Source organism: Apolloniradiicaulis salifontis (genome assembly GCF_053756655.1).
Map to the genome: position 1 here is coordinate 1254578 of NZ_CM132387.1, position 13258 is coordinate 1267835.

The window sequence follows — 13258 nt, forward strand, 5'->3', positions numbered from 1 at the left end:
GTCTTCTGCGCTTACCCCGAAAAGCGCTGCTTCACCCCATCCGATACCGAATTTAGCGCTGAATTATGGCGTGCGAACCCCTCCGCACACCAAAGCTGCACGGCGCCGGACCTTCAGACAAGTCCGGCGCCGCCATGCTTTGCTCAGCCGAGGCCGAGAAATTTCGACGAACGCTGCCACCAGCCGCGCTTGGCCGATTTGCCGTCATCGCCGCCGCCTGTGTCGGAACCTGTGTCGCCATCTGTATCGCCGCTCTCACCGGACGGCTTCGCCGGGGCGGGCGTCTCGGCCGGCCGGGGAGATTCGGAAGCCGTTTCGGGTTCTGGATCGGGTTCCGGCTTCAGCTTCGGCTTGGGCTTCGGCTTCGGCTTCGGCTTGGCCTTGGCGACCGGCGCCGTGTCGGCGTCCGCCGAAGCGTCGATTTTGGGCTCGGCTTTCTTGCGGGTGCGGCGCTTGGGTTTGTCCTCGACCGCTTCGGCGCCCAGGGCGGCGGGGCTTTCATCCACGACCGGTGCATCGGCGTCGTTTGACGGCGACGCCTTGCGGCGGGTGCGGCGCTTGGGCTTGGGTGCGGCTTCGGATTCAGGCGCGGCTTCAGCCTGGGTTGCTTCAGCCTGCGTCTCGCCTGGCTGCGCAGCCGGGCTCTCGCCGATCACCGGGGCCTCAGCTTCACCTGAAGCGGGCGTGTTGTCGGCGGGCTCTGCCCGGCGGCGGCGGCGTCGGCGCGGCTTCTTCTCGCCGTCTTCGGAAGCGCCGGCTTCAGCGGGCGCCGGCGCGGCGGTGTCGCCCTCGGCGCCGGATGCGGTCTTTTCTGGTTCGTCCTCGGAAGATCGGCGACGGCGACGACCGGGACGTTCGCGCTTTTCAGGCGCCTCGCCGCCGGAGAAGTCGTCTCCGCCGGTGGGGTTCACCACTTGCAGGACGTCACCGCCGGAGTCGCCCGAGCCGGACTGCGTGCCGTCCAGAGCCGCATTGGCTTCGGCGTCCAAGCTCCCGTTTTCCGATCCGTTTTCATCACGGCGGCGGCGATTGCGCCCGCCGCGGCGGCCGCGGCGGCGGCGCTTCTTGCCGTTGGCGCCGTCATCCTCTGACTCATCCTGGGCGCGGCGCTCGCTGCGATCCTCGCGGCGCTTGGGCGCAGCCTCAAGGGTTTCGCCGTCATCCTCGAATTCATCCTCGATTTCGTCGTCCGCCTCCTGAACCGCAGGCGCGGCGCGGGTCGGCGCCCGGCGTGACGGCTCGTGGCGAGAAGACTCGGGGCGGGAGGCTTCAAGCGCCGTCGCCGTGATCGCAGGCGCTTCAGCAGCCGCATCGGCCTCGGCGCGTGCGGCTTCCTTGCGGCTTTCAAGACGCTCCAGGCGGCAATCGGGGCGGATCATCCCGTCTTCGGCGGCGATGATCACGCGCATTTCATAGCGCTGCTCGATGAGCGCCAGCGCGTCACGCTTTTCGTTAAGCAGATAGAGCGCGACTTCGGCCGGGCAGGCCAGGCGCGCCTTGGCGGTGCGCCCTCGCACGCCCTCTTCTTCAAGGGTGCGCAAGGCCACAAGGGCGCTGGACTCGATCGAGCGCACATGGCCGGCGCCGCCGCATTGCGGGCAGATATCGCTGGAGCCCTCCACCAGAGAGGTGCGCCGGCGCTGACGGCTCATCTCCATGAGACCGAACTGGGAGATGCGGCCCACCTGCAGGCGGGCGCGGTCGCGCTGCAGCGCGTCCTTCATGCATTTTTCGACCTGGCGAACATTCTTGTTCTCGTCCATGTCAATGAAGTCGATGACCAGAAGGCCGGCCAGGTCGCGCAGGCGCATCTGGCGCGCCGCCTCGTCGGCGGCCTCCAGATTGGTGCGCAGCGCGGTCTGCTCGATATTGCGCTCTTTGGTGGACTTGCCCGAGTTGACGTCGATGGAGACCAGCGCCTCGGTGGGGTTGATGACGATATAGCCGCCCGATTTCAGCTGCGCGACCGGCGAGTGGATCGACTCCAGCTGGCTTTCCACCTGGTGACGCAGGAAGAGGGGCGTGTCCTCCTTGTAATGCTGCACCTTCTTGGCGTGGCTGGGCATCAGCATCCTCATGAAGGCCCTCGCCTCCTTGTAGGCTTCTTCGCCCTCCACCAGGACTTCTTCGATGTCCTTGTCATAAAGATCGCGGATCACCCGCTTGGTGAGATTGCCCTCTTCATAGATCAGCGACGGGGCGACGCTCTCCAGCGTGGTGGTGCGGATGTCTTCCCACAAGCGGATCAGATATTCGTAGTCGCGCTTGATCTCGGCCTTGGTGCGGTCCTGGCCGGCGGTGCGGATGATCAGGCCCATGCCGCCCGGCACGTCCAGCTCGCCCACAGCTGATTTCAGCCGCTTGCGGTCCGAGACATTGGCGATCTTGCGCGAAATCCCGCCGCCGCGCGCAGTATTGGGCATCAGCACCGAATAACGGCCGGCCAGCGACAGATAGGTGGTCAGCGCCGCGCCCTTGTTGCCGCGCTCTTCCTTGGCGACCTGCACAAGCAGCACCTGACGGCGCTTGATCACTTCCTGGATCTTGTACTTGCGCATGAAGTTGCGGCGCTTCTTGGCCGCTTCGTCGATCAGGTCGTCCTCGTCAGGGATCGTGTCCTTCTCCTCATCGGAGTCGGCGCCGCCTTCGTCGGGGTAATCGGCCACGATCTCGGCTTCCTGCTTGCGCAGTTCCTCGCGATCAGCGTGGGGGATCTGATAATAGTCCGGGTGGATCTCGTTAAAGGCGAGGAAGCCGTGCTTGTTGCCGCCATACTCCACGAAGGCGGCCTGAAGCGAGGGCTCTACGCGCGTCACTCTCGCCAGATAGATATTTCCCCGGATGGGTTTTTTCGAAGCGCTCTCGAAATCGAACTCTTCAACGCGGTTGTTTTCGACCACGACGACCCGGGTTTCCTCCGGGTGTGAGGCGTCGATCAGCATTTTGCGGGACATTGGGAATGACTCCATGCCGAGCGGAACCGGCCTGTCGCGCGAGGCGGGACGAGCGGGTCGGGCTGCGGCGTTTGATGGAGCGCGTCGCGTGGCGAAGAGCCTGGCCGGCGTGAGCCGTTTCGGCCCTGGCCGCACCCGTTGCGATTCGTCCGGTCCGCATTGTGTCGGTCCGGACCGTTTCGGTCGGGGCGGGGCGTGTCGCGTGCGCTGAGCGCATGGGATTGGTCCTTCGGGCGCGTCGCGGCGATCGCCGGCATAAAGCCCGGCCGCCTCGATCGTGCCCGTCATGTGTTGTGGCGCCGGCGCAGGCGGAAAACCGCCCGCGCGTCGTCCAGAAATTCTGCGTGCTCAAGCCAGAAGCGGATGTCATCGCTAGGCCTGAACTGTCCGACCGGCTCCCGTCTCCGCAAGAGTACGGACGCGGAGCCTGAGTTCGGCGCTGAGTACACTGCACCATATCCACGGCGATGAAAAGCGAGCTTTCCCGTGTTAGATAGCGTTGACGTCTCGCTAACCGAATCGCAAGGCGTCCGGGGTAGTCTGCCATTTCCCGCATGCGCCGCCCGGCCTTTAAGAGGCGGAAAATGCAAGGTGTTGCAAAGCCCTATAGGGATGGTGAGATCGTGTTACGGCTGCTGACGATTATTCTGACTGCAAGCTTTTTCGCCGCGCTTGGCGGCGCCGCGCGCGGCGACGACGTGACCGCAGTGCGCTTTGGCGAGCACCCCGACATGACGCGAATCGTGGTGGAGACCTCCGCCCCGGTGCGGACCCGTGTCATGACGCTGGCCGAACCCACAGAACGCCTGGTGCTGGAATTGCCGCGCGGCGCCCGCTTCAACGTACCCGGCCTTGAGGCCGGAGGGCTTGGCCGCGCGGCGGTGGGCGCGTTCGTGTTCGACGCGCAGTCCGGCGCTCCACGCATCATCTTTGACCTCACCGGCCCCTATGCCGTGCGCAGCCACATAACATTGGATCCCTTGCCGAACGGCGATTATCGCACCGTCGTGGATGTCGCGCCTGTGTCGCGGGCCGCCTTCCTGCAGGCGTCAGGCTTCAGCGACACTGACGACATGGCCGAACTGCTTTCGGCGATTTCCACCGAGCTGTCCTCCCCGGCGCCGCCTCAACACACGCTTCCGCCCAGCTGCTCGGTGGTGCGCGTGGTGATCGACCCCGGCCATGGCGGACGCGATCCGGGGGCGCCGGCCCGCTTCGGCGGCGGCCATGAAAAGGACGTCAATCTCGCCGCGGGCCTGATCCTTCACGACCTGCTGGAGGCGACCGGGCGTTATGATGCGGTGATGACGCGCGACACCGACGTCTTCATTGATCTGAACGAGCGTCCGCGGATCGCCCGCGATCTTGAGGCGGATCTGTTCATTTCCCTGCACGCCAATGCGTCGCCGGACGCCAGCCGCAGCGCCAGCGGCGCTTCGGTGATGTCCATGAACGGCCGGGCCATGGACCGGGCCCGGCGCCAGGCGGAGACCGACGGCGACTGGGTCGAGCGCGGCCGTTCGCCCATCGCCACCGAGATTCTGCGCGACATGACCATCACGCAGAAAGTCGAGGAGAGCGACCGGTTCGCCGAGATGCTGCTCACCGAAGTGGGCCGCACGCGCTCGCTCTGGCGCAACGAGATCGACCGCGCGAATCTCGCCGTGCTGATCGATTCCCAGATCCCCGCCGTCCTGTTCGAGATGGGCTTTCTGACCAATCCTGACGATGCGCGCATGCTCAATGACGAGCGCCAGCTGTCCCGGCTGATGAACGCGGTCGTCGCGGCCGTGGACCAGCACTTCATTCATTGCGGCGGCGGTGACGAGCGCACCGGATACCTTGCGTCGGCGGCTGGACCGGGCGGGCGCTCGGCGCGTTAGTCTTGCGTCGCGCCCAATGGTGGCGTTTAACCGCGCGATCGCCATAATGGCGCCAATCGAGGGCGGCAAAAGCCCGTGCATCAAGCATGCGTGGGCGACGAGGATTTCATGAAGCTCTTCACCTGGAAGAATGCGCTGCGCGCCGTCCTATGGGGCGGCGGGGCCGCTATGCTGGCTGGCGTCGTATTTGTGATTTTCGCCATCGTCTACACGGTGCGCGTCACCCAGGATCTGCCCGATTATCAGCAGCTGGCCGAGTATCAGCCGGCGATCATGAGCCGCGTGCACGCCGGCGATGGCGAGTTGATCGCCGAATACGCCATTGAGCAGCGCGTCTTCGTGCCCATCGAGAATATTCCTCCCGACGTCATCGCCGCCTTCCTCTCGGCCGAGGACAAGAGCTTTTACCAGCATGGCGGGGTGGATCTGTTCGGCATGATCCGCGGCGGGATCCGTTCGGTCATCACGCGGATACGCAATCCCGGCGCGCCTTTGCAGTCGGGCTCCACGATCACTCAGCAGGTGGCGAAGAACTTTCTGCTCAGCTCCGAACAGCGCATCGAACGCAAGGTGCGCGAGATCGTCATCGCAAGGCGCATGGAGCGCGCCTTCACCAAGGACCAGATCCTGGAGCTCTATCTCAACGAAATTTATCTGGGCAATCGCGCTTACGGCGTGGCGGCGGCGGCGCTGAACTATTTCGACAAGTCGCTGGACGAGCTGACGCTGGCGGAGGCGGCCTATCTCGCCGCGCTTCCCAAGGCCCCGAACAACTATCACCCGACCAGGCGCACGGCGGCCGCGATCGGGCGGCGCAACTACGTGCTCTCGCGCATGGCCGCCAACGGCTATGTCACCGACGCGGTCGCCGAGGCGGCCATGGAGCGGCCCCTGGAGACCGTCGACCGGCTTGAGGGCGAGCAATATCTGGCCGCGGAATATTTCGTGGAGCAGGTGCGCCGCGACGTGTTCGACCGCTACGGCGAGGACCAGCTCTACCGCGAAGGCCTGTCGATCCGCACAACGCTGGACACCTCCATGCAGCTCGCCGCGCGCCGGGCGCTGCGCGACGGGCTGGAAGCCTATGATCGCCGCCACGGCTATCGCGGGCCGCTGATGACGCTGGAGGGTTTCGACGCCTGGCCCCAGCAGTTGAGCGAGATCGATCCGCCGGCCGACCTCGATGACGGTTGGCGCCTTGCCGTGGTGCTGGAGCTGACGGGCGCCTACGCCGATATCGGCTTTGCAGATGGCGCACGCGGCAAGATTCCGCTTTACGCTCTGGATTGGGCGCGCGAGCCGCGCCGCGACGACGAAGGCTTCCCGCGCACCGGCGGCGCCGTGCGCGCTCCCGGCGATGTGCTGGAACTGGGCGATATCGTGATTGTTGAAGATCTCGTCGCCGAGGACGCCCCCGGGCAGACGGTCGCGGATGACCATTACGGCCTGCGCCAGATCCCAGAGGTCAACGGCGCGATTCTCGCCATCGACCCGTTCACCGGCCGGGTGCTGTCCATGGTGGGCGGTTATTCTTTCGCCCAAAGTCAGTTCAACCGCGCGGTTCAGGCCAATCGCCAGCCCGGCTCGTCGTTCAAGCCTTTCGTCTACGCCGCCGCGCTGGACAACGGCTACACGCCGGCCTCGATCATTCTGGACGCGCCCTTCGTGGCGTCCGGCGACGAGTCGACGCGCTTCTATCGCCCGCAGAACTATTCAGAGGTCTTCTACGGCCCCTCGACCTTGCGCCGCGGCCTGGAATTGTCGCGTAACGTCATGACGGTTCGCCTGGCCCAGGAAATGGGCATGGGTCCCATCACCGAATATGGCGAAGCCTTCGGTATCTACGAGGATCTTCAGCCGACACTGGCCATGGCGCTGGGCGCCGGCGAAACGCGTTTGATCAATCTGGTGGGCGGCTATGCGGCCATGGTCAATGGTGGGCGTCTGGTGGAGCCGTCGATCATCGACCGGGTGCAGGCGCGTTCTGGCGAAACCATCTTCAGAAGCGATGAACGCGAGTGCATTGGCTGCGATGTGGAAGAGTGGGAGCCGGGGCTCGAAGAGCCTGTCCTGACCGAAGCCGGAGAGCAGGTCATCGATCCGGTGACCGCCTATCAGGTCGTGCATATGTTGGAAGGCGCCGTGGAGCGCGGCACGGCCACCGCGCTGCGCTCTCTGGGCCGGCCGCTGGGCGGCAAGACCGGCACCACCAACGATTTTCGCGACGCCTGGTTTGTCGGCTTCTCGCCGGATCTGGTGGTCGGGGTCTATGTGGGCTTCGACACGCCGCTGCCGCTGGGCTCCGGCGAGGCCGGCGGCCGGGTCGCCGCGCCCATCGCGCGCGATTTTCTCGGGCCGGTGCTTGAGCAATACCCCATCGCGAACTTCCGCGTGCCCGACGGCGTCAATCTTGCGCCGGTGGATTACGAGACCGGCCGGCCCGGCGTGATCGGGCGTCCCGGCGTCATCCTGGAGGCGTTCAAGCCGGGGACCGAGCCCCGCCGCGGCGCCAGCGACGCCGAGGAGACCCTCAGCTTCGGCGCCGGCGCCCTGGGCCGCGGCGCTCAGCGCCAGGGCGAAAGCGAAGCGCCGCGCGAGGAAGAGCCGTCCGACGAGCTGGGCGATCTCTACTGATCCGTCTTGTGTGCGGCGTGGGGGCTTTGCTAAGCCCCTGGTCTGTAACCTTTCAAAATTCCGCTCTGCCGAGGATGCTTGCCCATGCGCGCCGAAATCTCTGATCTGAACGCCGCCATCCAACAGTCCACCGCCTTGCTCCGGAGGCGTCTTTGACTGGGATACGGCGCAGAAGCGGCTCGATGAGCTGAACGACAAGGCCGAGGACCCGGCCCTGTGGGAGGATCCCGCCCGCGCCCAGTCGCTCATGAAGGAGCGCAACAAGCTCGACGCCTCCATGAGCGAGGTCTCCGAGATTGAGGCCGAGCTGGCTGATAATCTCGAAGTCGCCGAGCTGGCAGAGGCGGAGGGCGATGAGGATCTGTTCGCCGAGGCGCGCGCAGCCCTTCAGAAGCTGCGCGCGCGCGCCGGCAAGGCCGAGCTGCAGGCGCTGTTGTCCGGGGAAGCCGACGCCAACGATTCCTATCTTGAGATCCATCCCGGCGCCGGGGGCACCGAGGCCCAGGACTGGGCGAGCATGCTGGCGCGCATGTATACGCGCTGGGCTGAAAGCTCAGGGTACAAGGTGGAGGTGATCGAGGCCCAGGCCGGCGAGGAAGCGGGGCTCAAATCAATAACCATCCTCATCAAGGGCGAGAACGCCTATGGCTGGCTGAAGACTGAAGCCGGGGTGCATCGCCTGGTGCGCATTTCACCTTTTGACGGGTCGGGCCGGCGCCACACCAGCTTCGCCAGCGTGTGGACCTATCCGCTGGTGGACGACACGATCAATATCGAGATCGACGAAAAAGATGTGCGCACGGACACCTACCGCGCGTCCGGCGCCGGCGGTCAGCACATCAACAAGACCGATTCGGCGGTGCGCCTGACCCACGAGCCCACCGGCATCGTGGTGCAGTGCCAGAACGAGCGCTCCCAGCACAAGAACCGCTCCAACGCCTGGGACATGCTGCGCGCCCGCCTCTATGAGCTGGAGCTGCAAAAGCGTGAGGAGGCCGCCCAGGCGGAAGCTGATTCCAAGACCGATATCGGCTGGGGCCACCAGATCCGCTCCTACGTCCTGCAGCCCTATCAGATGGTCAAGGATCTGCGCACCAGCGTGGAGACCTCTGATACCGGCGGGGTGCTGGACGGCGATCTGGACGCCTTCATGGCGGCGGCTCTCGCCCAGCGCGTCGGCGCCGAGCACGAGAGCGAATAGGCGTGCGGAAGAGGCGGAGCCTTGCCCCGCCGCCCCTGCCGGGCGCAAATACCGCTATGAAACATCTCGCTCTTCTGCTCCCGTTTCTGCTGGCCGCCTGCGTCTCTGACCCTTATGCCGATCAGCGCCCGATCACCTGGCGCGATCTTCTGGACCGGGAGCGCGACGCCGCCGATCACATCATCGCCTATGGTGAGGGCGAGGAACGTTATGGCGAGCTCTGGCTGCCGGCCGGCGCCGGTCCGCATCCGTTGGTGATCATGATCCACGGCGGATGCTGGCGGGCGGAGATTCCCGGCACGATCCTGCAGGATCAGCTTAACGCCGATCTGAAGAGGCGCGGCTACGCGGTCTGGAACATCACCTATCCGCGTGTCGGCCACGAGACCGGCGGCTATCCGGGCACGTTTCAGGCGGTCGCCGCCGCCACCGACCATGTGCGGTCTTTAAGCGAAGACCATCCGCTGGATCTGACGCGCACGGTCATGGTGGGCCATTCCGCCGGCGGGCATCTGGCGCTGTGGAGCGCCGCGCGCGCCCGCCTGCCCGAGGGTGCGCCGGGGGCTCCGCGCGCCGGCGCCGATCCGTTCACGCCCAACGCGGTGATTTCGCTCGCCGGCCTCAACGATCTGGAAGACTACGCCGCCACGGGGCCGGGCCGGTGCGGCGAGCCGGAGATCGTTGCGTCACTTGTTGGCGAGGGGCGCGCTGATCTCTACGCCGACACCAGCCCGGCGCGGCTTCTACCGCTGGGCGTTCCCCAGGTGATCGTTTCGGGCGCGCTAGATCCCATCGTGCCGCCTGCGCTGGGCGAGGCCTACGCCGCGAGAGCTGAGGCGGCCGGCGATGATGTTCGCCTGATCGAGATCGAGGACGCCGGCCATTTCGAGCTGATCGACCCCACGGCGCCGGCCTGGCGCGTTGTGATTCGCGAGATTGAGCGCGCGGTGCACTGACGCGTCCGGCGGCGAAAGCCGCTACAGCCGGAATGTCGCGATGATGGGCGTGTGGTCGCTGGCCTTTTCCTCGCCGCGCGGGCCCCGGTCGATCTCCACGCTCTCAAGCCGGTCGGCGGCTTGCGGGGAAAGGAGGAGATGATCGATGCGAATGCCGTTGTTTTTCGGCCAGGCGCCGGCCTGATAGTCCCAGAACGTGTACTGGTGGGCGCGCCCGTCGGCCTGCTCAAAGGCGTCGGCGTATCCCAGCCATTTGATCGCCGAGAACGCGTCGCGGCTTTCTTCGCGGATCAACGCGTCGCCCGCCCAGGCGGCGGCGTCGTGCACGTCGTCATCGCGCGGGATGATGTTGTAATCGCCGGCGAGGATCACCGCTTCTTCAAGCGTCAGAAGCTCGGCGGCGCGCGCCCTAAGGCGCTTCATCCAGTCGAGCTTGTAATCATATTTCGGCCCCGGCGAGGGATTGCCGTTGGGCAGATAGATGGAGGCGACCCGCACCGGGCTGGTTTCAGCAGCGATCACCGCCTCGATATAGCGCGCCTGAGGCTCGTCCTCTTCACCGGGCAGAGCCCGGTGGGCGATCTCCTCGATGGGGCGCTTGGACAGGATCGCCACGCCGTTATAGCTCTTCTGGCCCACCGTCTCGACATTATAGCCGAGGTCCTCGATCTCCAGGCGCGGGAAGGCGTCGTCGACGGTTTTGATCTCCTGCAGGCAGACGATGTCCGGGCCCTTCTCCTTCAGCCAGTCGAGCACATTAGGCAGGCGCGCCTTGATAGAGTTGACGTTCCACGAGGCGAGGGTGAGAGTCATCGTTCAGTCCTGAATGCAGGCGGAGAAAAGCCATGGCCGATATCGACGCAGGCGCGGGCGCGCTGGAGCCCAAGCGGTACACGTTCCTCGCCGTTCTGGCCATGCTGGGGGCGAGCCTTGCTGCGCTGGCCATCGCGGTGGGCGGGGCGGGGCTCTACGTGCCCACGCTGATGACGGCGGCGGGGGCCAGCGCGACCAGCGACGCCATGATGGCCGCGTATTACGCCGTCATGGCGTTGATGCTCGGCGGTCCGGTCGCCGGCGGTCTGGGCTTCGTGCTCGGCTGGGTGGCGTTCACCCTGTTCAAGGCGCCCTGGACCGGCGTACGGCTGGCCTTCTTCATTCCGGTGCTCTGGCTTGTGGCCCTGCTGGCCTGGCTCGCCTTCGTCAGCGTCGCGCCCCTGTGCGAGGGCAGGCTGACCTGCGGGTTTTAAGGGGTTGATCATGCCCTGCTCGTGAGACCTGGGCGACCTTGAGGGGCGTGCTGGAAAAGCGCCCTAAAACCCCTCCAGCCGTGCGATCTCGCTCACTTCAGCGCGCTTGGAGCGCAGCTGGTTCACCGGCGCGTCCGGGTCGGCGTGGCCCAGCGCCAGACCGCAATAGACGATGTCGGGCTGTTCCACGCCGATGGCCTTGGCGACGGTGTCGCAATGGGGCGTCCAGGCTTCCTGCATGCAGGTAGCCAGGCCCTTTTCCTCGGCTGCGAGGCACAAGCTCATCATGAACATGCCAAGATGCGCCCACTGGTTCTGGTTCATGCGCTCGTCGATGATGAAGAACAGGCCCACCGGCGCGCCGAAGAACTCATAGTTCTGCATCAGCCAGTTGAGGCGCGCCATCTTGTCCTCGCGCGGCACGCCCATCAGCGCGTACATGTCCTCGCCCAGCTCATAGCGCCAGGAGCGATGGGGCTCCCACAGCTTTTCAGGATAGACCGGAAAGCGCGCCTCGTTGGTGAACGGGTCGGTCTCAAGCTTCTGCTTCACCGCGTCGATGACGCGCCGGCGCGCCTCGCCGGCGACGGCCACCACCTTCCAGGGCTGCACATTGCCGCCGGACGCCGACCAGCGCGCCGTATCCAGCAGCGCTTCGACCTCGCTGGCGGGGACGGGGGTGTCGAGAAAGGCGCGCGTGGAACTGCGGCGCCGAAGCGCCTGCGAAACCGTCAGGCTCATGAATCCCCCCCGGGGACAGTGTTTTAGATCGAGAAGCTCGTCCCGCAGCCGCAGGCGGCGGTGGCGTTCGGATTCCTGATCTGGAAGCTCGCTCCGATCAGCTCGTCCACATAGTCGATAACCGAATCATTGAGGAAGTCCGCACTCATGGGATCGATCAGAACCGTGGCGCCGTCCTTCTCGATCCGCAGATCGTCAGCCTCGGCCTCGCTCACCAGATCATACTTGTAGGAAAAGCCGGAACAGCCGCCGCCGACAACGGAAACGCGCAGGAATTCAGCGCCTTGCGCCTTCATGATCTGATTGATTTGCGCCGCGGCGCTGGGCGAAAGTGAGATATTGGCGGATGCCAGCGTGGTGGCCATGGACGCCTCCGAAAGAGCGGGGTTCGCGTTTCATACTGCCCTGTTATATGGAGCTTTGCACCCGGTCTTGCAAAGGCCTCTCATTATTCTGGAGACAGAGATGGCGCGCGCCCCCTATGCCTGCGACCCGGCCAGCAGCCGCGGGCGCCGTTTCGCTCAGGGCGAAAGCGCCATGCGCACCGCCTTCCAGCGCGACCGCGACCGGATCATCCATTCCAGCGCCTTCCGCCGCCTGAAGGAAAAGACCCAGGTCTTCGTCGCCCATGAAGGCGACGCCTATCGCACGCGCCTCACCCACTCTCTGGAGGTCTCCCAGATCGCCCGCACGCTGGCCCGGGCGCTGGACGTGGACGAGGATCTAGCCGAGGCCGCCGCGCTCGCCCACGATCTGGGGCATCCCCCGTTCGGTCATTCGGGCGAAGACGCGCTCCAGGACGCCATGGCGAAGTTCGGCGGCTTTGATCACAACGCCCAGACCCTGCGCGTGGTGACCAAGCTGGAGACCCGCTATCCCGAGTTTGAAGGCCTCAATCTGGCCTGGGAGACGCTGGAGGGCGTGGTCAAGCATAACGGCCCGCTCATGGGCGCCGGCGAGGACGCCGCCACATTGCCCTGGGGCTTCACCGCCTATGAGGGCTGGCGCGAGCTGGAGCTGCACACCCATGCCGGCGTGGAGGCGCAGATCGCGGCGCTGTCCGACGACATCGCATACAACAATCACGATATTGACGATGGGCTGCGCTCAGGGATCCTGGAGCTTGATCAGCTGATGGAGTTGCCGCTGGTGGGCGAGGCGTTCAGAAACTCCCGCGCGCGCTTTCCTGGCATCAGCGAAACCATCCTGATCCACGAGGCGGTGCGCGAGATGATCGGGGAGATGGTAGGAGACGTGCTCACCGAAACCCGGCGCCGGCTGGCCGAAAGCGGTGTGGACAGCCCCGAGGCGGTGCGCGCGCTAGGCCGGCCGGTGGTGAGTTTTTCGGAAGAGATGACCGAGAAGCTCGCCGCGGTGCGCCGCTTTCTCTACGCCAACATGTATCTGCACTATAAGGTCAAGCGCATGAAGGAGAAGGGAAAGCGGGTCGTGCGCGACCTGTTCGACGCCTTCCTCGCTGATCCCATGTTGCTGCCGACCGAGATCCAGCGCGGCGCGGAAGGTCCGGGCGGCCGGGCCACGGCGCGCGCGGTGTGCGACTATATCGCCGGCATGACCGACCGCTTCGCCGTGGAGGAGCACGGCAAGCTCTTCCATGTGGAGGGGTGGCGCTGAAGGGGCG

General features: G+C 65.7%; 10 protein-coding genes. 6 read left to right on the forward strand and 4 right to left on the reverse strand.

From position 1 onward, the window contains the following. Positions 1-143 precede the first annotated feature (143 nt). Positions 144-2954 carry an Rne/Rng family ribonuclease gene (locus ACWCOP_RS06110; RefSeq protein WP_478250340.1) on the reverse strand — a complete coding sequence of 937 codons (2811 nt, stop codon included), beginning with the start codon at positions 2952-2954 and terminating at the stop codon, positions 144-146. Positions 2955-3577: 623 nt separating this feature from the next. Here ACWCOP_RS06110 and ACWCOP_RS06115 point away from each other — a divergent pair. The 4 genes from ACWCOP_RS06115 (at position 3578) to ACWCOP_RS06130 (ending at position 9628) form a co-directional block, all read left to right on the forward strand. Further along, positions 3578-4837: an N-acetylmuramoyl-L-alanine amidase gene (locus ACWCOP_RS06115; RefSeq protein ID WP_478250341.1), complete on the forward strand. Its 1260-nt coding sequence runs from the start codon at positions 3578-3580 to the stop codon at positions 4835-4837. A gap of 75 nt (positions 4838-4912) precedes the next feature. Then, a complete protein-coding gene (locus ACWCOP_RS06120; RefSeq protein WP_478250342.1) occupies positions 4913-7471 on the forward strand; it encodes a penicillin-binding protein 1A in 2559 nt (852 codons plus the stop codon). A gap of 84 nt (positions 7472-7555) precedes the next feature. Beyond that, a protein-coding gene (gene prfB / locus ACWCOP_RS06125) for a peptide chain release factor 2 (protein WP_478250343.1) occupies positions 7556-8672 on the forward strand; the annotation gives its coding sequence in 2 pieces (ribosomal slippage) (positions 7556-7624 and positions 7626-8672; 1116 coding nt in all). Positions 8673-8728: 56 nt separating this feature from the next. Further along, positions 8729-9628, forward strand: a complete 900-nt coding sequence (locus tag ACWCOP_RS06130; RefSeq protein WP_478250344.1) for an alpha/beta hydrolase family protein — start codon at positions 8729-8731, stop codon at positions 9626-9628. 21 nt (positions 9629-9649) lie between these two features. On the opposite strand, the gene ACWCOP_RS06135 is transcribed toward ACWCOP_RS06130, so the two are convergent. Beyond that, positions 9650-10441, reverse strand: coding sequence for an exodeoxyribonuclease III (locus ACWCOP_RS06135; RefSeq protein ID WP_478250345.1), 792 nt, complete (start codon positions 10439-10441; stop codon positions 9650-9652). A gap of 32 nt (positions 10442-10473) precedes the next feature. Here ACWCOP_RS06135 and ACWCOP_RS06140 point away from each other — a divergent pair, with 32 nt between their 5' ends. Next, positions 10474-10875 carry a hypothetical protein gene (locus ACWCOP_RS06140; RefSeq protein WP_478250346.1) on the forward strand — a complete coding sequence of 134 codons (402 nt, stop codon included), beginning with the start codon at positions 10474-10476 and terminating at the stop codon, positions 10873-10875. 63 nt (positions 10876-10938) lie between these two features. Here the strand turns inward: ACWCOP_RS06140 and ACWCOP_RS06145 are convergent, their stop codons facing one another. Both ACWCOP_RS06145 and erpA read right to left on the reverse strand, forming a co-directional pair. After that, positions 10939-11616, reverse strand: coding sequence for a nitroreductase (locus ACWCOP_RS06145; RefSeq protein WP_478250347.1), 678 nt, complete (start codon positions 11614-11616; stop codon positions 10939-10941). Positions 11617-11639: 23 nt separating this feature from the next. Next, positions 11640-11981, reverse strand: a complete 342-nt coding sequence (gene erpA / locus ACWCOP_RS06150) for an iron-sulfur cluster insertion protein ErpA (RefSeq protein ID WP_478250348.1) — start codon at positions 11979-11981, stop codon at positions 11640-11642. A 100-nt stretch (positions 11982-12081) separates the two neighbouring features. Here erpA and ACWCOP_RS06155 point away from each other — a divergent pair, with 100 nt between their 5' ends. Beyond that, positions 12082-13251 (forward strand): deoxyguanosinetriphosphate triphosphohydrolase, encoded by a 1170-nt coding sequence (locus tag ACWCOP_RS06155; protein ID WP_478250349.1) that lies wholly within the window; start codon positions 12082-12084, stop codon positions 13249-13251. Positions 13252-13258 lie beyond the last annotated feature (7 nt).